The 21,992-nt window shown below is 71.3% G+C and carries 15 protein-coding genes and 1 riboswitch; of the genes, 2 read left to right on the top strand and 13 right to left on the bottom strand.

Translation table 11 applies throughout. The features are described from left to right. Window positions 1–2: 2 nt before the first annotated feature. From ribB to AC1PMG_RS18085, 8 genes are all read right to left on the bottom strand, one after another. Complete coding sequence (ribB, locus tag AC1PMG_RS18050) at window positions 3–1,136, bottom strand: 3,4-dihydroxy-2-butanone-4-phosphate synthase (protein ID WP_342073136.1); 1,134 nt, start codon at window positions 1,134–1,136, stop codon at window positions 3–5. A 115-nt stretch (window positions 1,137–1,251) separates the two neighbouring features. Further along, complete coding sequence (locus AC1PMG_RS18055) at window positions 1,252–1,851, bottom strand: riboflavin synthase (RefSeq protein ID WP_481109752.1); 600 nt, start codon at window positions 1,849–1,851, stop codon at window positions 1,252–1,254. Between the two features lie 79 nt (window positions 1,852–1,930). Beyond that, window positions 1,931–2,094, bottom strand: a riboswitch (FMN riboswitch). Window positions 2,095–2,233: 139 nt separating this feature from the next. After that, on the bottom strand, window positions 2,234–3,370 hold the full coding sequence (gene ribD, locus AC1PMG_RS18060) for a bifunctional diaminohydroxyphosphoribosylaminopyrimidine deaminase/5-amino-6-(5-phosphoribosylamino)uracil reductase RibD (RefSeq protein WP_481109753.1): 1,137 nt from the start codon (window positions 3,368–3,370) through the stop codon (window positions 2,234–2,236). Further along, window positions 3,367–3,849: a GNAT family N-acetyltransferase gene (locus AC1PMG_RS18065; RefSeq protein WP_481109754.1), complete on the bottom strand. Its 483-nt coding sequence runs from the start codon at window positions 3,847–3,849 to the stop codon at window positions 3,367–3,369. Before AC1PMG_RS18065 ends, ribD begins: the two co-directional genes overlap by 4 nt. A gap of 4 nt (window positions 3,850–3,853) precedes the next feature. Next, window positions 3,854–4,384, bottom strand: a complete 531-nt coding sequence (gene nrdR, locus AC1PMG_RS18070) for a transcriptional regulator NrdR (protein ID WP_010340907.1) — start codon at window positions 4,382–4,384, stop codon at window positions 3,854–3,856. A 105-nt stretch (window positions 4,385–4,489) separates the two neighbouring features. Continuing rightward, entirely contained in the window at window positions 4,490–5,758 is a 1,269-nt protein-coding gene (gene glyA / locus AC1PMG_RS18075) for a serine hydroxymethyltransferase (protein ID WP_153751571.1), read from the bottom strand. 121 nt (window positions 5,759–5,879) lie between these two features. Then, window positions 5,880–6,386 (bottom strand): RcnB family protein, encoded by a 507-nt coding sequence (locus tag AC1PMG_RS18080; protein ID WP_295909234.1) that lies wholly within the window; start codon window positions 6,384–6,386, stop codon window positions 5,880–5,882. 110 nt (window positions 6,387–6,496) lie between these two features. Next, window positions 6,497–7,420 (bottom strand): helix-turn-helix transcriptional regulator, encoded by a 924-nt coding sequence (locus tag AC1PMG_RS18085; RefSeq protein ID WP_481109755.1) that lies wholly within the window; start codon window positions 7,418–7,420, stop codon window positions 6,497–6,499. A 185-nt stretch (window positions 7,421–7,605) separates the two neighbouring features. Here AC1PMG_RS18085 and AC1PMG_RS18090 point away from each other — a divergent pair, with 185 nt between their 5' ends. Together AC1PMG_RS18090 and ettA are read left to right on the top strand one after the other, a co-directional pair. After that, window positions 7,606–9,072 (top strand): MFS transporter, encoded by a 1,467-nt coding sequence (locus AC1PMG_RS18090; protein ID WP_481109756.1) that lies wholly within the window; start codon window positions 7,606–7,608, stop codon window positions 9,070–9,072. Window positions 9,073–9,210: 138 nt separating this feature from the next. Beyond that, window positions 9,211–10,872 carry an energy-dependent translational throttle protein EttA gene (gene ettA / locus AC1PMG_RS18095; protein ID WP_342073042.1) on the top strand — a complete coding sequence of 554 codons (1,662 nt, stop codon included), beginning with the start codon at window positions 9,211–9,213 and terminating at the stop codon, window positions 10,870–10,872. Between the two features lie 177 nt (window positions 10,873–11,049). On the opposite strand, the gene AC1PMG_RS18100 is transcribed toward ettA, so the two are convergent. The 5 genes from AC1PMG_RS18100 to bcsA all read right to left on the bottom strand — a co-directional run bounded on the left by AC1PMG_RS18100 (window position 11,050) and on the right by bcsA (window position 21,930). Continuing rightward, entirely contained in the window at window positions 11,050–11,565 is a 516-nt protein-coding gene (locus AC1PMG_RS18100) for a peptide deformylase (protein ID WP_342073041.1), read from the bottom strand. A 234-nt stretch (window positions 11,566–11,799) separates the two neighbouring features. Next, on the bottom strand, window positions 11,800–16,281 hold the full coding sequence (locus AC1PMG_RS18105) for a cellulose synthase subunit BcsC-related outer membrane protein (RefSeq protein WP_481109757.1): 4,482 nt from the start codon (window positions 16,279–16,281) through the stop codon (window positions 11,800–11,802). After that, the gene (gene bcsZ / locus AC1PMG_RS18110; protein WP_481109758.1) at window positions 16,269–17,435 is read right to left on the bottom strand and encodes a cellulose synthase complex periplasmic endoglucanase BcsZ; all 1,167 of its coding nucleotides are present in this window, start codon (window positions 17,433–17,435) and stop codon (window positions 16,269–16,271) included. The genes AC1PMG_RS18105 and bcsZ overlap by 13 nt, the downstream gene beginning before the upstream one ends. Continuing rightward, window positions 17,432–19,720, bottom strand: a complete 2,289-nt coding sequence (gene bcsB / locus AC1PMG_RS18115; RefSeq protein ID WP_481109759.1) for a cellulose biosynthesis cyclic di-GMP-binding regulatory protein BcsB — start codon at window positions 19,718–19,720, stop codon at window positions 17,432–17,434. Before bcsB ends, bcsZ begins: the two co-directional genes overlap by 4 nt. A gap of 59 nt (window positions 19,721–19,779) precedes the next feature. After that, a complete protein-coding gene (bcsA, locus tag AC1PMG_RS18120; protein WP_342073037.1) occupies window positions 19,780–21,930 on the bottom strand; it encodes a UDP-forming cellulose synthase catalytic subunit in 2,151 nt (716 codons plus the stop codon). Window positions 21,931–21,992: the final 62 nt, after the last annotated feature.

Consider the following 21,992-nt stretch of genomic DNA (forward strand, 5'->3'; position numbering starts at 1 on the left):
GATCACGCTTTGCCCAATCCCGAATCCCGATTCCCCACTCCCTGCCCCACCTCTACATGCTCCACCACCTCCAGCCCGAACCCGGCCAACCCGATCTGCCGGCGCGGCGTGCCGAGCACGCGCAGCTTGCCCAGGCCCAGGTCGGCCAGGATCTGGCTGCCGGCGCCGTTGCGCCGCCACTGGCCCACGTCCTTGCCGTGCGCCGCCTCCGGCTGCGCGCGCAGCCGCGCCAGCAAGGCGTCGCTGTCGCGCGGCGCCGACAGCACCACCATCACCCCGCGCTCGGCGGCGGCGATCGCGCGCAGCGCATCGCTGGCGGCCACGCCGAAATCGTCGCGGCGCCAGTGCAGCAGGTCGGCCAGCGGGTTCTCCACCTGCACCCGCACCAGGGTCGGCGTGTCGGCATCCGGGGTGCCGCGGACCAGCGCGAAGTGCAGGTCGTGGGCGATACGGTCGCGGTAGGTGACCAGGGTGAAGCCGCCGAACTCGGTCTCGATCGGCCGCTCGTCGATGCGTTCGACGGTGTGCTCGGTGGCCAGACGGTAGGCGATCAGATCGGCGATCGAGCCCATCTTCAGGCCGTGGGTGCGGGCGAACGCCTCCAGTTGCGGACGCCGCGCCATGCTGCCGTCGGGATTGAGCACTTCCACCAGCACGCCGGCCGGCTCCAGCCCCGCCAGCATCGGCAGGTCGCTGGCGGCCTCGGTGTGGCCGGCGCGGGTCAGCACCCCGCCCGGCTGGGCGATCAGCGGGAAGATGTGGCCGGGCTGGCTGAGGTCGTGCGGCTTGGCGTCCGGCTTGACCGCGGTGCGCACGGTGTGGGCGCGGTCGTAGGCGGAGATGCCGGTGGTGACGCCCTCGGCGGCCTCGATGCTGACGGTGAAGTTGGTATGGAACTGCGCGGTGTTGCGCTGGACCATCGGCGCCAGGCCCAGCTGCGCGCAGCGCTCGCGGGTCAGCGACAGGCACACCAGGCCGCGCGCGTGGGTGACCATGAAATTGATGTCCGAGGGCTTGACCAGCTCGGCGGCCATGATCAGGTCGCCCTCGTTCTCGCGGTCCTCGTCGTCGACGATGACCACCATGCGGCCGGCGCGGAGTTCTTCCAGCAGCTCGGGGACGGAGGCGAAATTCAGGCTCGGGGTAACGGAAGGCGACATGCGGGGACTCGCGGAAAGACGGAAGGTGCCGCGCGCGCCGCAGGCAGCGGCGCAGCGTGGCGGATAGGCAGAAGGCCGGACGCGGCCAGGATCAGTCCTGGCGGCCCTGCAGCAGGCGTTCGACGTAGCGCGCGACCAGGTCGATCTCCAGGTTCACCGCCGCGCCGACGGCGGTCTGCGCGAACGCGGTGTGCGCCACGGTGTGCGGGATCAGCGCGACCTCGAAGCCCTCCACGTCGACCTCGTTGACGGTGAGGCTGACCCCGTCCACGCAGATCGAACCCTTCTTGGCGATGTAGCGCAGCAGCGCCGCCGGTGCGGCGAAGCGCCAGCGCTGCGCGCGCGCGTCGTCGTGGATCGACAACACCTCACCGAGCCCGTCGACGTGGCCGCTGACCAGGTGCCCGCCGAGGCGGTCGCTGGGGCGCATCGCCCGCTCCAGGTTCAGGATCGCGCCCTCGGCCAGGCGGCCGAGCGTGGTCAGCGCCAGGGTCTCGGTGGAGGCGTCGGCCTGGAACGAGGCCGCGTCGAAGGCGACCACGGTCAGGCACACGCCGTTGACCGCGATGCTCTCGCCTAGGCGCACGTCGGCGAACGGCAGGCTGCCGGTGGCGAAGGTGAAGCGGAGATCGCCGCCCTGCGGCTGGCGTGCGGCGAGATGGCCGACGCCTTCGATGATTCCGGTGAACATAGCTACGTTTCTCGCAATGGGGTGAGCGAAAAACGCCACAAGGCAAACAGGCACGTGCACAGCCGCAAGGCTGCGCGAAGGCCGTCTTCTTTCATCCGGACTATACCGTCGGCTCCGGCATCGCACCGGATCTGCTGACCTTCCCGATTCGGCGCGTCGCGCCTGCGCCGGGAAGCGCTCGCGGGCTCGTGCGCGAACGCACCTACCGCCGGTGGGGAATCGCACCCCGCCCTGAAGACGTTTGTGGTCGCCGGCGAACCGGCCTGGGCATTCTAGCAGGCGCGGCCGCAGCGGCCGCCCGGTACAGCGCGCCACCGGTGGGACAAAGCGTCGCGGCGCACACGGCAACCTTGCGCGCGGCGGCGCGCATCACCGGCGATGCTCAGGGCGAGGCCGCTCCCGCGCTGGCGGCGGCCGCCGGCAGCAGCAGCAGCAGGCGCAGGTCGTCGCCGAGCTGGCGCACGTCCTGCAACTGCAGCGGTACGCGCTGCGCCATGGTCTCGATGCCGAGCCCGGCCAGCAGCGGACGCGCGGTATCGCCCAATAGGAGCGGCGCCATGTACACCAGCACCTCGTCGACCAGGCCGGCGCGCAGCAGTGCGCCGCTCAGCGTCGCCCCGGCCTCGACCTGGACCTCGTTGATGCCGCGCTCGCCGAGCAGGCGCAGCGCCGCGTGCAGGTCGCAGCGGCCGTCGTGCAGCGGCACGGTGGCGAATGTCGCGTGATCCAGCGCCGGTGGCACGCAGTCCGGCGCATGCAGGTACAGGGTCGGCGCGCTGCCGTCGCGGACCTTGGCCTGCGCCAGGCTGCGCAGCGATGCGTCCAGCACCACGCGCAGCGGCGGGGCCACCTCGATCGCCGCGTCCAGGCGCACGGTCAGCGCCGGATCGTCGGCCAGCACGGTCCCGGCGCCGGTGAGGATGGCGCCGGCGCGGGCGCGCCAGTGCTGCACGTCCTGGCGCGCCGCCGCGCCGGTGATCCATTTCGACTCGCCGCTAGCGAGCGCGGTGCGCCCGTCCAGGCTGGCGCCGAGCTTGATCCGCAACCACGGCCGGCCGCGCTCGACCCGCGACAGGAAACCGCGATTGAGCGCGCGTGCCTGCGTGTCCATCAGGCCCGCCTGCACCGCGATGCCGGCCTCTCGCAGCAGCGCGAAGCCGCCGCCGTTGACCTGCGGGAACGGATCGGCCATCGCCGCCACCACCCGCGTCACCCCGGCCTCGATCAGCGCCAGCGCGCACGGCGGGGTGCGGCCGTAGTGCGCGCACGGTTCCAGGGTCACGTAGGCCGTGGCGCCGCGCGCATGCTCGCCGGCGGCGCGCAGCGCGAACACCTCCGCATGCGGTCCGCCGGCGCGCTGGTGGAAGCCCTCGCCGACCACTGCGCCGTCGCGCACGATCACGCAGCCGACCATCGGGTTGGGCCGCGTGGTGTAGGCGCCGCGCTCGGCCAGGCGCAGGGCCTGCGCCATCCAGCGATGGTCGTCGGCGGAGAAGCCGGGGACGGCGTCGGCGCTCATGCGGATGCGGTGGCAGCGCTGACGTCGCGGCGCATCACCACGATCTGCAGCAACCCCAGCGGCAGGTCGGCATGGCGCTGCCAGCCCAGGCGCTCGTAGAACGGCACCAGCACCGGTTCGCAGTACAGGTACAGCCACTGCACGCCGAAGCGCGCGGCAGCCTGCACGCAGTGCGCGACCAGGGCGGCGCCGACGCCGGCACCGCGTGCCTGCGGCCGCACGTACAGCGTCGCCAGCCACGGCGAAAACTGGCGGATGCGCGCGTCGTCGTTCTGCAGCAGGCTCACCGATCCCAGCCAGTCCTCGCCGTCCAGGGCGATCCAGCTGGTGGGGATGCGGCGGTCGTCGCGATGGCTGCGCAGGTCGGCCTCGGCCTCCACCACGTTCCACTCCGGCAGCAGCGGGCCGAACGCCTGCAGATGCTCCCGCGCCAGCGCGGGGATGTGCTGCGCCGCCTCGGCCAGACAGACGATGCGCATGCGCTCAGCGCTTGCCGGTCTTGTCGCCCGGCTTGGCCGCGCGCACCAGGTCCAGCAGCGGCAACTGCTCGCTGCCCACCGGCAATTCGCGCTCAAGCTTTTCGATCTCCTCGCGGAAATCGGCCACGTCCTGGAAGCTGCGGTACACCGAAGCGAAGCGCACGTAGCCGACGTGGTCGAGCTTGCGCAGCTCGGCCATCACGTACTCGCCGACCCGGATCGAGGGCAGTTCGCGCTCGCCGGACATGCGCAACTGGTGCACCACCGCGCGCACCGCCGCTTCGATCTGCTCCTCGGCCACCGGCCGCTTCTGCAGCGCGCGGTCGAAGCTTGTGCGCAGCTTGCGCGCATCGAACGCCTCGCGCCCGCCGTCGCTCTTGATCACCGTCGGCAGCTTGAGTTCGATCGTCTCCAGCGTGCTGAAGCGCTCGCCGCAGGCCTCGCACTCGCGACGCCGGCGGATCGTCGCGCCGTCCTCGGACACGCGCGAATCGATCACCCGGGTATCGGTGTGCTGGCAGAAGGGGCAGTGCATCAGGGGCTGGGATTGGGGATTGGGGATTGGGGATTGGAAAAGGCGCGCGCCTCAGGACAGGAGCTTACGCCCCATCCCGAATCCCGACTCCCCAATCCCCGCCGCTCAGCCATACACCGGATACTTGCGGCACTGCGCGGTCACCGCGTCGCGCACGCGCGCCAGCACCGTGTCGTCGGCAGGGGCGTCGAGCACGTCGGCGATCCAGTTGGCCAGGTCGACGCAGTCCTGTTCCTGGTAGCCGCGGGTGGTGATCGCCGGGGTGCCCAGGCGCAGGCCCGAGGTCACGAACGGCGAGCGCGGGTCGTTGGGCACCGAGTTCTTGTTGACGGTGATGTGGGCCTTGCCCAGCGCCGCTTCCGCGTCCTTGCCGGAGACGTCGCGGCCGATCATGTCCACCAGCATCAGGTGGTTCTCGGTGCCGCCGGAGACGATCTTGTAGCCGCGCGCGATCAGGGTCTTGGCCATGGCCTGCGCGTTCTTCACCACCTGCTGCTGGTAGCTGGTGAATTCCGGCTCCAGCGCTTCCTTGAACGCCACCGCCTTGGCCGCGATCACGTGCATCAGCGGGCCGCCCTGGATGCCGGGGAAGACGATCGACTGCAGCTTCTTGGACAGGTCCTCGAGCTTGTCGCCGGCGCCGGCGGCACTGGCGACGATGATGCCGCCACGCGGGCCGCGCAGGGTCTTGTGGGTGGTGGAGGTGACCACGTGCGCGTGCGGCAGCGGGGTCGGATAGACGCCGGCGGCGACCAGGCCGGCCACGTGCGCCATGTCCACGAAGAAGTAGGCACCGACCTTGTCGGCGATGGCGCGGAAGCGCGCCCAGTCGATCACCTGCGAGTAGGCGGAGAAGCCCGCCACCACCATCTTCGGCTTGTGCTCCACGGCCAGCCGCTCGACTTCGTCATAGTCGATCAGGCCCTGGTCGTTGACGCCGTACTGCACGGCGTTGAACAGCTTGCCGGAGGCGTTGACCTTGGCGCCGTGGGTCAGGTGGCCGCCGTGCGCCAGCGACATGCCGAGGATGGTGTCGCCCGGCTGCAGCAGCGCGAAGTACACCGCCTGGTTGGCCTGCGAGCCGCTGTGCGGCTGCACGTTGGCGTAGTCGGCACCGAACAGTTGCTTGACCCGGTCGATGGCCAGCTGCTCGGCGACGTCGACGAATTCGCAACCGCCGTAGTAGCGCTTGCCCGGGTAGCCTTCGGCGTACTTGTTGGTCAGCTGGCTGCCCTGCGCTTCCATGACCAGCGGGCTGCAGTAGTTCTCGCTGGCGATCAGCTCGACGTGGTCTTCCTGGCGGCCGGCTTCGGCGGCGATGGCGCGGGCCAGGTCGGGGTCGTAGGTTTCGATGCGGGCGTCGCGCGGGAACATCGGGTCTCCGGGGGCATGGACAGAAGGCAGACGACTAGTTTAAGCCCCGCGCGCGGCCGAGGGCGAACCAAAACGCAGACGGCCTCCCGAAGGAGGCCGTCTGGCGATGCCGCAGCAGGGCTCAGCGGCCGCTGAGCACCAGGTCGGCGATGATGCCGGTGGCGATGGCGACCAGCAGCAGGTTGCCGGTGTCGTCGCGCACCCAGCGATAGCCATATGGCGGGCGCCGGACCTGGTAGCGGTCGTAGTCGTAGACCACGTAGTTCGGGCCGTAGTAGCGTTGGCCGCGCGCCCAGCGCGGCGGACCCGGGCGGTAGTAGACGACGTCGGGGCCGTTGCGATAGCCGTCGCGGTAGCCGCGGTCGTAGGCGCGACGGGCGTCGCGGCGGTCGCGCTCACGGTCGCGCCAGTAGCGCTCGCGATCGGCGTCGCGGTAGCCGCGGTCGTACCAGCCATGGTCGCGCGGACCCGGCCCCGGCGGCGGGGGCGGCGGTCCCGGAGGACCCGGCGGGCCCCAGCCAGGGCCGGGACCCGGACCGCCCGGACCCCAGGCGAATGCGGATGGCGCCATGAAACCCAGCGCCAGCGCGGACGAGAGGGCGATTGTGGCAATGCGTTTCATGTTCATGGCAACTCCGTCACGTGGTGTGGCGGTTGCATTTAGGCCGTTTTCGTCTGAACCGTCTCCTGCTGGAATCGGTTACGTATTCAGCTTCACGGATCGGGCTAGGAAAGCGTTCATCCAGCGGCATTTCCGGCCTGCGCGTGCAGGCGCAACAGCGCCGCCTGCGCCGTGTCATCGGCTGGCAAATAGACCACCAGGCGGTTGCCGTTGCGCGGCGCCGACCACCAGTTGACCTGCTGCAGGCGCAGTTCGCCTTCCTGCGGATGGCGGAAGCGCTTGAGCTGGTTCTCCACGCCGCGCACCTCGCGCCGCTGCCGCCACAACGCGTCGAATTCGGGCGAGGCCGCGCGGTAGCGCGCCAGCAGCGCTTCCCATTCCGGCTCGCCCAGGTGTTCGGCCATCGCCGCGCGCAGCAACGCCACCATGTGCTGCAGCACCTCCTGCCGATCGAGCAGCGCGTCGCGCCAGCGCGGGTTGGTGAAGGCCTGATAGACGCAGTTGCGGTCGGCGTCCGCCAGGTCGGCCAGGGTCACGCCCATCAGCCGCTCGAAGGCCGGGTTGGCGCCGAGGATGTCGAAGCGCGGGGTCTGCAGCATCGCCGGCCACGGGCCGAGCTGGTCCAGCAGCATACGCGCGGTGCCGGTCAGGCGTTGGCACGGCGGCGGCGCCAGGGCGGTCGTGCCGCCCACGCCGGCCAGCGCCAGCACGTGCGCGGTTTCGACCTCCGAACACTGCAGGGCGCGGGCGATGGCGGTCAGCACGCGCGCCGAGGCGCGGACCGGGCGCCCCTGTTCCAGCCAGGTGTACCAGGTCACGCCGACATCGGCGAGCAAGGCCACTTCCTCGCGGCGCAGGCCGGGGGTACGGCGCCTGCCGCCGCGCGGCAGCGCCAGGCGGGCGGGGTCCAGGCTTTCGCGGCGCGCGCGCAGGAAGGCGCCCAGCGCCCGGGCGCGCTCGCTGGCCAGGGCCGGGCCCGACGCAGCAGGCGCGGCCGCCCGCTCCGGCTTGGAGGTGGAATGCGCGAGGTCCAGTTGCATCGTCTTCTCCGCTTTTTGCTGTCCGCCAGTGCCCAACGACGACGCGTCGACAGGTGGCGCACGCGTGTCTGCCACGCCGCCGGAGACGGCGCCCCACGCGACCGTCCGGGACACCAGGGAGGCAGCGCCAGTACCAGGATAAATGAGTCCTTGTACCAGTTTATCGACTCACCATACTGCGCGCCATGACCACGCCCTCCCCCGCCATGCCCGCCACCGCCCCCACCCTGAGCCACCGCGGCCTCGGCATCCTGCTGATCGGGCAGATGCTGCCGCTGATCGATTTCTCCATCCTCAATGTCGCACTCGGCTCGATCGCCCACACGCTGCACGCGTCGGCGACCCAGCTGGAGCTGATCGTGGCCGTCTACGGCGTCGCCTTCGCGGTGGGCCTGGCGGCGGGCGGCCGGCTCGGCGACAACCTCGGGCGGCGCCGCGTGTTCGGTGCCGGCGTGCTGCTGTTCGGCCTGGCCTCGTTGCTGTGCGGGGTGGCCGGCTCGGTCCCGGCCCTGCTGGCCGGCCGCATCCTGCAGGGCCTGGGCGCGGCGCTGGCGGTGCCGCAGATCCTGGCCACCATCCACGTCAGCCTGCACGGCAAGGCGCACGCGCGGGCACTGGCGCTGTACGGCTCGCTGGGCGGCATCGCCTTCGTCATCGGCCAGGTGCTGGGCGGCTCGCTGGTCAGCGCGAACATCGCCGGCTCCGGCTGGCGCAGCGTGTTCCTGATCAACCTGCCGTTCTGCCTGCTGGCGCTGTCGTCCCTCCGCGCCGTGCCGGAGACCCGCGCGGCGCAGCGGATGCCGCCCGACCTGGCCGGCGCCGGGCTGCTGGGGCTGTTCCTGGCCTGCCTGCTGCTGCCGCTGGCGCTGGGCCCTGCCCTGCACTGGCCGCCGGCATGCCTGGCCGTGCTGGCCGCCTGCCTGCCGCTGCTGGCGGCGCTGACCCGGGTCGAACTGTGGCAGGAACGCCGTGGGCGGACGCCGTTGCTGCCGCCGGCCTTGCTGCGGCTGCCCAGCGTGCGCTTCGCGCTGCTGGTAGGCGGGGTGTTCTTCACCTGCTGGAGCGGTTTCATGTTCGTGCTGGCGCTGACCCTGCAGACCGGCGCCGGCCTGTCGCCGCTGCACTCCGGCAATGCCTTCCTGGTGATGGGCGTGGCCTACTTCGCCTCCGCGCTGGTCAGCGCCCGCGTGGCGGCGCGCTGCGGCCCGGTGCCGACGCTGCTGCTGGGCTGCCTGGTGCAGATGCTAGGCCTGCTGGGGCTGGCCTGGACGCTGCACGCCGTGTGGCCGCATCCGGGCGTGGGCAACCTGGCCCCGGCGACCGCGCTGATCGGCGCCGGCCAGGCCTGGATCGTGGCCAGCTTCTATCGCATCGGCTTGTCGCAGGTCCCCACCGCGCATGCCGGCGCGGGCAGCGCCATGCTCTCCACCATCCTGCAGGCGGCCATGGGCCTGGGCCCGGCGGCGCTGGGCGCGATATACGCCCACGCCCGCGGCGGCGGCCGCCTGGCCGCGATGCAGGCGGCGCTGACCAGCGAGTGGCTGGCGATGCTGCTGCTGGTGATCTGCGCGCTGCTCTATCTGCGCCGACAGCGCCGCGCAGGGGCCTCGTCCACGGCGAGCGCTGCGGTGCTGCCGCCGATCGCCGAGTAGGCCGCGCGGCACCGCCCGCGCGTCTGCCGCCGCGACCGCGCGGCAACGAATGCCGGCGGCCGTCCGGCTATAATCCGCCATCCCTTTCGACGCCCTCCGGCCGCCGGCCGGCGGGCGCCCTGCGCCTTTGGAGCCGCCATGTCGCAATACATCTACACCATGAACCGGGTCAGCAAGACCGTGCCGCCCAAGCGCCAGATCATCAAGGACATCTCGCTGTCGTTCTTCCCCGGCGCCAAGATCGGCCTGCTCGGCCTCAACGGCGCCGGCAAGTCCACCGTGCTGAAGATCATGGCTGGCGTGGATACCGATTTCGAAGGCGAGGCGCGCCCGCAGCCCGGCACCAAGGTCGGCTACCTGGCGCAGGAGCCGGAGCTGGACCCGAACAAGACCGTGCGCGAGTCGGTCGAGGAAGGCGTGGGCGAAGTGCTGCAGGCGCAGGCCGCGCTGGAAGCGGTGTACGCCGCCTATGCCGAGGAAGGCGCCGATTTCGACGCGCTGGCCAAGGAACAGGAGCGCCTGGAGGCGATCCTGGCCGCCGGCGACGCGCATACCCTGGAGAACCAGCTCGACGTGGCCGCCGACGCGCTGCGGCTGCCGCCGTGGGACGCCAAGATCGCCAACCTGTCCGGCGGCGAGAAGCGCCGCGTGGCGCTGTGCCGGCTGCTGCTGCAGAAGCCGGACATGCTGCTGCTCGACGAACCGACCAACCACCTCGATGCCGAATCGGTGGAGTGGCTGGAGCAGTTCCTGGCGCGCTACACCGGCACCGTGGTCGCGGTCACCCATGATCGCTACTTCCTCGACAACGCCGCCGAGTGGATCCTGGAACTGGACCGCGGCCGCGGCATTCCGTGGAAGGGCAACTACACCGAGTGGCTGATGCAGAAGGACGAGCGCCTGAAGCAGGAAGAGAACCAGGAGAAGGCGCGGCAGAAGGCGATCCAGAAGGAACTGGAGTGGGCCCGGCAGAACGCCAAGGGCGGCCGCTCCAAGGGCAAGGCGCGTCTGGCGCGCCTGGACGAGCTGCAGTCGGTGGACTACCAGAAGCGCAACGAGACCAACGAAATCTTCATCCCGCCGGGCGAGCGCCTGGGCAACTCGGTGATGGAGTTCAAGAACGTCTCCAAGAAGTTCGGCGACCGCCTGCTGATCGACAACCTGTCGATGATCATCCCGCCGGGCGCCATCGTCGGCATCATCGGCCCCAACGGCGCCGGCAAGTCGACCCTGTTCAAGATGATCACCGGGCAGGAGAAGCCGGATTCGGGCGAGATCGTGGTCGGCCCGACCGTGCAGCTGTCGTACGTGGACCAGAGCCGCGACAAGCTGGAAGGCAACCACAACGTCTTCCAGGAAATCGCCGGCGGCCTGGACATCCTCAACATCAACGGTGTGGAGATCCAGTCGCGCGCCTATATCGGCCGCTTCAACTTCAAGGGCCAGGACCAGCAGAAGATGGTCGGTTCGCTATCCGGTGGCGAGCGCGGCCGCCTGCACATGGCCAAGACCCTGCTGCAGGGCGGCAACGTGCTGCTGCTCGACGAACCGTCCAACGACCTGGACATCGAAACCCTGCGCGCGCTGGAAGACGCGCTGCTGGAGTTCCCGGGCAACACCTTCGTGATCTCGCACGATCGCTGGTTCCTGGACCGCATCGCCACCCACATCCTCGCCTTCGAGGGCGACTCGCACGTGGAGTTCTTCCAGGGCAACTACCGCGAGTACGAGGAAGACAAGAAGCGCCGCCTCGGCGACGACGCCGGCCCCAAGCGCCTGCGTTTCAAGGCGCTGAAGTAAGCCGCAGCGTGTTTTTCGCAACACCCGCCACGGCCCGCCTCGCGCGGGCCGTGTGCGTTTTGGGCGTTGGCTGCTATCAGCGCGGTCGTAGGAGCGGCTTTAGCCGCGACCGGGCATTACCGGTAACGCCCGGTCGCGGCTAAAGCCGCTCCTACGAAACGCACTTCGATCCCGGCGCTACAGCTCGTACGACAGCACGTCCTCGAAACCGAACCTGTCGAAGTCGCGGATGCGCGAGGGATACAGGCGGCCGATCAGGTGATCGTGCTCGTGCTGCACCACGCGGGCGTGGAAACCTTCTGCGTCCCGCTGCAGCGGGGTGCCGTCCGGCAGCACGCCGCGGTAGCGGATGTGCCGGTAGCGCGGAATCACCGCGCGCAGCCCGGGAATGGACAGGCAGCCCTCCCAGCCGTCCTCCAGTTCGTCGGACAGCGGTTCGATCTCCACGTTGGCAAGCGCGGTGCGCGGCACCGGTGGCGCGTCCGGGTAGCGCGCGCTGCGCTCGAAGCCGAACACCATCAGTTGCAGGTCTACCGCGATCTGCGGCGCGGCCAGGCCGACGCCGCGCGCGGCGTCCATGGTCTCGAACATGTCGGCCACCAGCGCATGCAGTTGCGCGCTGTCGAAATCGGTGACCGGCGGCGCCTGGCGCAACAGACGCGGGTCGCCCATGCGGATGATGTCGCGGATCATGTGCGGACTCCTGGCAGCGGGGAATGGCCGCGATTATCCGCCGTGGCGGCGACGCGTGCAGCGCGGGCTGCGATGTCCCGTGCCCCAGCGACGGTCTGCAGCGGTGCGATATCTGCATCCCGGCAAAGCGCCGACACAACGTCGTAGGAGCGGCTTCAGCCGCGACAGGTGTTCCCATGAAACCTGTCGCGGCTGAAGCCGCTCCTACGACGGGAGCAGCGCGCCTGCCGCGCCCTACTCCGGCACGTACGGCGAGGCCAGCACCTGCGGGCGGCGGCCGAGGCCGGCGCCGAGCCGGTCGAGCACGAAGCGCACGTAGAGGTTGGTGCTGAACTGGGTGTAGTCGCGGGCGTTGTTGAACAGCAGGCGGCCGCCCAGGAACAGTTGCGGGGCGATCTGCCATTCGGCCGCGCCGGCGATGTTGTAGGACATGCCGGTCTTGCTCTGCCCGGCATAGACCGGCGCGACGTAGCGGTCGGTCAGGCCCAGCAGCGCGGCCAGCGAGGCGGCATCGTAGGCGGCCTGCTGCATCTGCGCGCTGGTCGGGAAGTACGGGCTGTCGTCGCTGCGGAAATGCTGCACGCCGACGCTGGCGTCCACGCTCCAGTTGACCGTGCGCCCGGCGGTGCGGCCGCTCCAGTGCACCGGGAAGCCCAGGTCCACGTAGTCCTGCGGGCTGAAATAGCCGCCCTGGCCATAGGTGTAGCCGCCCAGGTTCTTGTCGTACTGCATCGCGGTCAGGTTGAGGCCGGCGGTCAGCGACTGGTTCTCGGTGTCCAGCGCGTGCACGTACACGCCCAGGTCGACCTGACGGTGGTCGTTGCTGGCGACGTTGCGGCCGACCAGGCGGTCGGCACTGACGCTGGCGTAGCCGCCGAGCAGGCCGTTGTCCAGGGTGGCCGACAGGCGCAGGCCGTTGCTGGTCACGCCGCCCCAGCCGAGTCCGGCGCGACCGTCGTCGACACCGCCGAAGGACAGCAGGCTGTCGCTGACCGCGCGGCGGAACACCTGGCCGGAATAGGTGAGATTGTCGCCGGCCTGGCCGCGGTAACCGACGCCACCGACGATGCGGCGCTCGGGGAAGCCGACCGGGGTGCTGCCCAGGTCGGCGCTGAAGCCGCCGTTCTTGTAGGTCACCGCCATGCCGACGCCGCGCGCGTCCTGGTCCATGCGCCGCGCCCCGTTGCCGTTGGCGGCCATGGTGTACAGCGCTTGGCTGAAGCCGGCCGGGGTCAGCGCCGCGGCGGTGGGGTTGACGGCGAGGTTGCGGAAGCGGGCGATGTCGGCGGCGCTGAGGTCGGCGCTGCGCGAGGCGTCGCCGAGGATGGCGCTGGCCAGCGTGCCGATCGCGGTGTCGGCGGCGGTGTTGCCGAGCAGGAACGCCGACAGCGGCTCGGCGTACAGCGCCTGCAGCGCCGCCGCCTCGCGCTGCGCGTTGGTCAGCGCCGGGTCGGTGTCGTTGAACAGCTTGTTGTACAGCCCGGTGTTGACCGCGTAGGTGCGCAGCGCGTTGCGGGTGGCGTTGCTGTTGCCTTCGGTGAGCAGCAGTTGGTACAGGTCGCTGCCGACCAGGCTGTCGATCGGCGTGCGGTCGGCGGCCAGGGCATCGCCCATCGCCGCGGCCGGGCCGGCGCCGAAACGGCTGGCGGTGGCGTAGCCGGTGCCGAGCGTGCCGGCGTCGAGCAGGGTCGGGGTGACGTCGACCTGCAGCTTGCCCTCGCCCACCGCGAACTCGCCGTGCAGCGGCACTTCCAGATCGCGCAGCCGGCCCAGGCCGGCTTCGCCGTCGCGGGCGCGGTAGCTGGCGCCGGTGGCGAGGCTGTCGCTGTTCTCGGCCTGCACCTCGCGCAGCTCGTCGAGCACGGTTGAACCGCCGCCGGCGCTGGCCGGCGCGGCCGGCTGGCGCAGGGACGCGCGCGGCGCCGCGACCAGCAGTCCGTCGTCGGGCAGGTCGCGCGGCACGCTGCGGGCGGTGCTGCGCTGGCCCGGCACCGGCAACGCGGCCAGGGCCACGCCGACGGCGATGGCGCTGGCCGGCGGCGGCAGGTCGTCGCCGGCGGCCACGGCTGGCGCGGACGCCGGCAGCGCGGACGCCGCGTAGGCCGGGCTCGGCACGCCGCCGCCGAGGCGGTCGGACACCACCGCGGCGCTGCGCGGCATGCGTCCGTTCATGCCGGCGAACGGATTGAGCGGGCGCCCGGCGGCGGCGTAGGACGCCGGGCCGTTGGCGGCCGGCAGGCCGTTGTCGTACTGGCCCGATTCGCGCGCCTGCGCCGCCAGTGCGGCACGGAAGTAGCTCTCGGCCTTGCGGTTCTTGCCGGCGCTGCGATACACGCGACCGGCGGCGCCGAGCACCTGCGGCGAATCCGGCGCCTGCGCCAGCGCGCGCTGCAGGTAGTCCTCGGCGCTGTGCAGGTCGCGCAGCGCGGCGGCGGTATTGGCCGCGGCGATCAAGGTATCCAGGTCGTTGGGCGACTGCTGCAGTTGCTGCTGGTACAGCACCAGCGCCTGGCGCTGGTCGCCGGCGGCGGCGTACAGCCGCGCCAGCGCGGCCACCGCCTGCGGATCCTGGTTCTGCTGCGCCAGCAGCGGCGCCAGCGCGTCGTAGGCGGCTTCGAGGTTGCCGAGTTCGCGCAGGGCATCGACCTGGCGCAACACGTAGCCGCTGCGCAGCGCCTGGTAGCGGCGCTGCTGCTCGGCGCTCATCTCGCTGTCGCGCAGCTGGCGCAGGGTCGCGGCCAGTTCCGCGTCCTGGTGCGCGCGCAGCAGCACGCCGGCGTATTGCAGGCGCGCCTCGGTGGAGGGGTTCTGCGCGACCAGGCGCTGCGCCAGGGTCAGCGCGCGCTGGTTGCTGCCGATGTCGGCATAGGCGCCTGCCATCGCCGCCAGCAGTGCCGGCTGTTCCAGCGCGTCGCCCAGCGCGGCCTCGGTGCGGCCCAGCAGCAACTGCGCTTCGCCGCCGCGGCCCTGCTGCTGCAGCAGGCGTGCCGTGGCCGCCTGCTGTTCGACCCAGGCGGTGTTGCGCAGCGCGCTCATCTCGGCGGTGCGGGCATTGGCCGGGATGCGTTCCAGGCTGGCGTAGGCGCTGGCCCAGTCGCCGCGTTCCTGCGCCAGCAGCGCATTGGCGTACAGCGCCTCGGGCATGTCGCCGTGCACCGCGAGCAGGCCGTCCATGACGCTGCGCGCCTGGTCCGGACGCCCGGCCTGCTGGTACAGGCGCGCCAGGTCCAGCCGCACCCACGGATCGCCCGGGTTGTCGACCATCGCCTTCTCCAGCTCGCTCTGCGCGGTGACGGTGTCGCCGGCCTCCAGCGCCTGCTGCGCGCGGGCGCGCTGCAGGTTGGCTTTCAGCGCGGACTCGCCGCCGGCCTGCTGGCGCTGCGCCGGGCTGAGCCTGGCGAACAGCGCATTGGCCTCGTTGGCGCGGCCCTGGCGGCTGTACAGGGCGATCAGGCCCTGCAGCGCGCCGGCGTCGTCGGCATGCAGGCGCAGCGCCTCGCGGTAGCTCTTTTCGGCGGCGGCGGCATCGCTGGCCGACTGCAGGTCGCCGAGCAACGCGTAGCCGGCGGCCTCCTCGGGCTTGAGCTTGACCGCCTGCTGGACCAGGCGCAGCGCAGCGTCGGTGTCGCCGCGGGTGCGTGCGGCCTGCGCCTGCTGCAGTTGCAGCCAGTAGCGCGCGCTGTCCAGCGCGCTGCGCCACTTGCCGTTGGCGGCCGCCGCCGGGCGCAGCAGTTCCTGCGCTTCGCCGAAGCGCTGCTGGCGCAGCCGCACCGAGCCCAGCCCGCCGAGCGCCTCGGCATCGCGCGGACGCGCGCGCAGCACCTGCGCGAAGCGCTGTTCGGCCAGCGCCAGGTTGCCGGCGTTGAGCGCCTTGAAGCCGTCGCCCAGCTGTTCGCCGGCCGGATCGCCGCCGCCTTGCGCGCGGCGCTCCTGCAGTTGCGCGGCCTTCTTGGCGACCTCGGCATCGTTCGGATTGGCGGCCAGGAACGCCTGGTACAGCGGCGCATCGGCGGGGCCGGCATTGAGCCACAGCAGCGCCTGGCGCCAGCCGGCACGCGCGGGACCGGCGACATCGGCGCGCTTGCTCAGCGCGGCAAGCTGGGCGATGCCCTCGCGCCGCGACGGTTCGCGGTAGGTCTGCACCTGCGCCAGCGCCAGCGCCGCGGCGGTGTTGTCCGGCTGCGCGGCGGCCAGGCGGCGCAGGCCGTCGCGTGCGCCGTCCCAGCCCTGCGGGGTGCCGGCCAGCGCCTGGTAGTACTCCAGCGCCAGCGAGTCCGGCGGGCCCTTGCCGTCGAACAGCGCCTGGTAGGCGCGCACCGCGTCCACGTAACGGCCGGCGGCGGCGGCGCGGCGCGCGTTGCGCAGGTCGACGTTGTCGCCGGTGCCGCCGATCGACATGGCCAGGCGCTGGGTCTGCGGCGCCTGCGGATGCGCCTTCTGCAATTGCGCCAGGCGCTTGCGCGCGTCGGTCTGGCGGCCCTGCGCCAGATCGATCTGGGCCAGGCCGAGCAGTGCGTCGGGCTGGTTCGGGTCGACCCGCAGCAGCTTGCGCCAGGCATCGGCGGCGAGGTCGTCGCGGCCCTGGTCGTGCCAGTAGTTGCCCTGGCTGACCAGTTGCTGGGTGGCGTCGGCGTTCTGCGCGTGCGCGCTGCCGGCGAGCAGGCACAGATCGATCATGCCGGCCAGGTACAGGGGTTTGAGGTTCATGCGGAGCATTGGGTTCTCCAGGCGGGCTGCAGCGCGCCGTCTGCGGAAAAGCGGTAGCGGTTGTCGAGCCAGGCGCGTCCGAACAGGATCAGCACCCGGTCGTAGTAGGGAAGCCGCGCCGCGGCGGCGTCGCCGGGCGCGGGAATGCGTTGCGCCTGCGCCTTGAGCAGCGCCGGTTCGCGCAACGCGCTCAGGTACGGCAGCAGGGCCGCGGCGAAGCCGGGCGGCGCCTGGCCGCTGCCGACGCCCTGGCGGGTGTCGATCTTCTCGTCGAGGCGGCCCTGCGCGCGCAGTTGCTGCAGCGGACCGGAGAGGTCGTCGAGCAGCGCCTTGCGCAGCGGATCGGCGGCATCGAGCATGCCGGCCCACAAGTACACGCGGATGGCGTCGTAGCTGCCGATCGCGCCCTTGTCCGGGTCGACGCCGAACGCGCGGCCGTCCCAGGCGGTCCAGTCCGGCGCGAAGCCGACCGGTGCGCTGTCGCGCAGCATCCGTGCGCTGCGCGTGGCCAGGCCGGCCCACGGCCCCTTCGGATCGACCGCGGCGAAGCGCCGCAGCAACTGCAGCGGCAGGTAGCTGGGGTTGAGCGTCCAGCGCTGCGGCGCGACGAAACCCTTGGCCGCCGGCAGCAGCATGCTGCCGAACCCGGGCAGCTCGGCCAGCTCGGTGCGTCGCACCAGCGCCAGCATCTGCAGGCCGGCCTGGGTGTAGCCGGGCCGTTGCCACAGGCGCCCGGCCTCCAGCAGCACGTAGGCGATCCACAGGTCGGCGTCGCTGGCGCTGTTGCCGTCGAGCACGCGCCAGCTGCCGTCGCTGGCGCGGCCCCACAGCCAGGCCGGCAACACCTGCTGCGGGCGGCCGCCGCACAGGTTGTGCCGGGTCCAGCCGAGCACGCGCTCGAACAGCACCTGGTCGTTGGCCACCAGCGCGAAGAACAGCGCGTAGGACTGGCCTTCGGAGGTGCTGCGCTGGTCGGCGTGCTGGAAATCGATCACCCGTCCGCTGGCATCGAGGTGCTTGCCGACGAACGCGGTCCACTCGCGCCACGGCGCGCAGGCCGGCGCCGCCGCCAGCGCGGCGCGCGCCGGCGGCAGCAGCGTCGCCGCAGCGGCGGCAAGCAGGCCGCCGAGCAGGCGCCGGCGTTGGCCGGTGTGTCCGTTCACTGCCCTGCCTGCAGCCGCGCCGCCGAATGCCGGCGCAGCACCACGCGCGCGGCCAGCGCCAGCAACACGCTCAGCAGCACCACCGCCAGGCCCAGCAGCAGCGGATGCTGCGAGAAGTACCAGCGCGCCCAGGTCGGCAGCGGCAGGTGGCCGACATAGTAGGTCTGGTTGCCGGCCAGACTGCGCACCTTGCCCTTCTGCAGCAGCACCACGCTGCCCTGGAAGTCCTTCAGCGTGGCCGGCTCCAGCCAGGCGTCGAAGAAGTCCTCGACGCTGGCCGGGTCCTCGGCCAGCAGCGCGACCACGCTGCGTCCGGCCTTCAGCGGCGACTGGAAGCCCATCAGCACCACGTCGCCGGGCGCCGGCTTCACCGCCACCTCGGCGGTGGTCGGCAGGTCGGTGCGGCGCGCATCGAACGACAGGAAGCCGGGCAGCTTGTCCAGCACCCAGTCGCTCATCGCAAAGCGCCGCCCGCTGGCGCCGTCGCCGATCGGCAGCGCCGCGCTCCAGCGCTGGAACAGCGGTTGCGAGCGCAGGCTGCCGAACACCAGCAGGTCGCTGTCGGCGTGCTTGTCGACCTCGGCGGCGTGGATCAGGGTCACCCGCAGCGCCGGGTAGCCGGTGGACGCGCCGAGCCGGCCGAGCAGGGTCAGCAGGTTGGCCATGTCCTGGTCGCCGATCTCGTCCGGCACCACCACGGTGGACTCGGACAGGTCGGCCAGGCGCGTGAACGGGAAGCCGGCATTGCCGAACGCGGCCAGGTTCGGCATCGCCATGTAGTGATGGAACGAGCGCAGGTCCACGCTGGAATCGGCGTCGATCGCGCCGGACACATCGGGGAAGGTGTTCTTGCACGCTTCCGCCTGCGGGCGGTCGAAGAAGAAGTGGAAGCGCAGCTGGCTGTTGGCCGAGAACGGCCCGGTCGGCAGCAGCAGTTTCTGCTCCACCGGCATCGCCCCCTTGGGCGAGAGTTCGTGCCACCAGCGCAGCGGCAACGACTCGGCATAGGCGTGGCCGTTGAGCGGCAGCGTGGTGACGAAGGCATCGTTGATGCTGACGTTGAGCGCCGACTTGTTCTGCGTTTCCGGCACCGTGTAGCGATACCGCAGATTGACCGGGATGCCGTCGCGCTGCCACACGAACAGATCCGGCGGCAGCTGCAGGCCGACCCGGATCAGGTCGGGGTGGTAGCCACTGACGTTCAACTGCGCGGTCTGCGCGACCAGATCGCCGAAGCGCACCGGCGTGTCGCCGGAGATCCAGTTGGGCGCGTCGTAGGGCTTGCGCGGCTGCGCCGGCTTGAGTTCGCCGATGCGCGCCACCGGGCCGTTGAACGGCGTGCCCAGGCTCAGCGCGGTGGCGGCCTGCCGCAGGTCGTTGTCGTCGCGGCCCAGCACCAGCAGCAGCTTGCCGGTGGCATCGCGCGGGTTGGTGATCATCGCCAGGGTCGGGCCGGCGATCTCGCTCAGGCCGGCCTGGGTCGCGGCCAGTTCCGCCGGCAGGGTGGCGGCGGTGGCGAACAGCACCGCGTTGCCGGTGGCCGGCACGTCGCCGATGGCCACGCCGAACGACGCGCCGCGGTAGCCGGCCTGCGCACCGAACCAGGAGGCGACGATGCCGGCGCTGCGCAGCGTGGCCAGGTCCGGGCGCTGCGGGAACACGAACGGCAGTTCCAGGCGGCGCGTATCGCGCTTGTCGTAGAACGGCACCGGCAGCAGCGCCAGGTCGTTGCGCAGCACCAGCGGGGTGGCGGTCAGCGACAGACGCGTGGACGGATCGATGTTGGCCCACAGGCTGGTGTGGTCCGGGTCCTCGCAATCGCGGGTGTAGTGGCCGATCAGCTGCAGGTTGAGCCGGTTGTAGTCGCTGATCAGGCGCGGATCGATCGGCACGTCGCTCTGCTGCAGCTTGCCGGCGTTCTCGCGGCTGACCGGCAGGGTCGCCACGGTGACGCCGTTGACGCTGACCTTCAGGTGCGACAGGTCCGGCAGCAGCGCCGGCGAGTAGCTGTAGACCAGGTGCAGATTCGCCGCCTGCACCACTTCGTCGGTGCGGGTGCTGAAGGCGATGCCGGCGCTGCCCTGGATGCCGCGCAGGGTCATCTCGTAGTCCACGCCGAGTTGCTTGAGCGTGGCCGAGCGCTCGCGTTCGGCCGGAGACGGCAGTGGCGTGGCGGTCGCGGCGGCGGCCGGCGCCGGTGCGGTGGCGGGAAGGGTCGGCTCCTGGGCCAGGGCGAGGCCGGACAGGACCGTGAGACAGCATGCAGCCAGGGCGGGTAGACGCATCGACGGCAACCGGAAAGAAGGGAAAGAAAGGAAGGAACGCAGCACAGCGGGACGGCGGATCACGGCGCAGCCTCCTCGCCGGCGGTGCGGCCGCGCCAGCCGCTGCGCGCGCTGCTGGCGACGTGCTGGCCGAGGCGCTTGAAGCCGCGCATGCTGGCCGCGAACACGCGGCCCAGCGACACCCAGAAGCGGTCGCGGTCATGGCGGCCCCACTGCGACACCCAGATGTCGGCACGGGCGAAGGTGCAGGCCACCAGCCAGCGCTCCTGCTCGATCGACATCGGCCGGAACTGGATGCTGATTTCGCCGTCGCGGTCGTGGCGCACCATCGCCGGCAGGCGCTTGGAGCTGCCGCGCTGCGGCAGCGCGATCTCCACCGGCAGGTCCGGCTCCACCGGCACCGGCTCGAGCAGGCGCAGCGCCATGCCGCCGGTGGAGAAGTTGACCGTGCGGCAGGCCAGTTCGCGGCCATCGGCCAGGTGCAGAGTGGCCGGGATATCCAGCGGCACGCGGTGCGAGCGGCGCACCTGGCGCATCTCGCTGGCGGTGGCGATGGTGGCGCCGAGCAACAGCACGTTGTAGGCGGTCCACGCCAGGTTGAACCAGATCGTCTGCGCCTCGCCGCCGGGCTGCACGCTGAGCAGGCGCATCACGCCCGCAGCCAGGCCGGCCAGGTTCAGCACCAGCAGGAACAGGTAGGGCTTGGCGATCTGCCCGTCGAAGTAGCTGCGCGGCACCAGGCCACCCTTGGGGGTGACGTTGAACTTGCCGAGCTTGGGATTGAACAGCGCCACCAGCGTCGGGCGCAGGATGTACCAGGCCAGGGTGGTCTCGTAGACCTCGTTCCACAGCAGGTGGCGGAACTTGCCCTGAGTCCGCAGGTTGGTCAGGTTGGCCTGCAGGATGTGCGGCAGCGCATAGGCCAGGATCATCAGCGCCGAGGCATGGATCACGTGCGCGCCGAAGAACAGGAACGCCAGCGGCGCGGTCAGGTAGACGATGCGCGGCAGCCCGTAGAAAAAGTGCAGCATCGCATTGGCGTAGCACAGCCGCTGCGACAGGCGCAGGCCCTTGCCCAGCAGCGGGTTGTCCAGCCGCGCGATCTGCGCCATGCCGCGCGCCCAGCGGATGCGCTGGGCGACGTGGCCGGACAGGCTCTCGGTGGCCAGGCCGGCGGCCTGCGGCACCGCGATGTAGGCGCTGCGGTAGCCGCGGCGGTGCAGCTTGAGCGCGGTGTGCGCGTCCTCGGTGACGGTCTCCACCGCCACCCCGCCCACTTCCTCCAGCGGCTTGCGCTTGATCACCGTGCACGAGCCGCAGAAGAAGGTGGCGTCCCACTGGTCGTTGCCGTCCTGCAGCAGGCCGTAGAACAGCTCGCCCTCGTTGGGCACCTTGCCGTGGTTGCCGAGATTGCGCTCGAACGGATCGGCGGAGAAGAAGTAGTGCGGCATCTGCACCACCGCCAGCTTGGCGTCGCGCAGGAACCAGCCCATCGCCACCTGCAGGAACGAGCGCGTGGGGATGTGGTCGCAGTCGAAGATCGCCACGTACTCGCCGCTGGACTTCTTCAGCGCCGCGTTGATGTTGCCGGCCTTGGCGTGGAGGTTGTTGGTGCGGGTGACGTAGTGGATGCCGACCTGCGCGCAGAACGCGCGGAACTCCTCGCGGCGGCCGTCGTCGAGCAGGTAGATGTTGAGCTTGTCGGCCGGCCAGTCCATCACGCTGGCGGCGAGGATGGTCGAGCGCACCACCGACAGCGGTTCGTTGTAGGTGGGAATGAACAGGTCGACGCTGGGCCATTCGCGCTGGTCGGCCGGCAGCGGCAGCGGCCGCCGGTTCAGCGGCCACAGCACCTGGAAGTAGCCCAGCGCCAGGATCACGAACGCATACAGTTCGGCCAGCAGCAGGCCCAGGCCCAGGCTCAGGTCGACCGGGCTGCTCATGCCCACGGTCTGGGTCAGGCGCCACCAGATGTAGCGCGAGGACACCGCCAGCGACAGCGCCATCATCACCAGGATCGCCAGGCGGCTGCCGCTGCGCCGCAGCAGCATGGCCGCGGCGAACACCACCAGCGAGAACAGCAGTTGCTGCGGCACATCCATCGGGATGGCGACGACGAAGACCAGCAACACGGCGCCCAGCAGCCACAGCGACCAGTTGGCCAGAACATGCAGCGGGCGCGCGGCATGCGACGCGGAGGCAGCGCTCATCGGCGATTCCTAACAAAGGGGGAGGAGGTCGGCGCGCGGTCTTCCCCACCGCGCGGCGACAG

The organism is Xanthomonas sp. NCPPB 2250 (assembly GCF_056725265.1).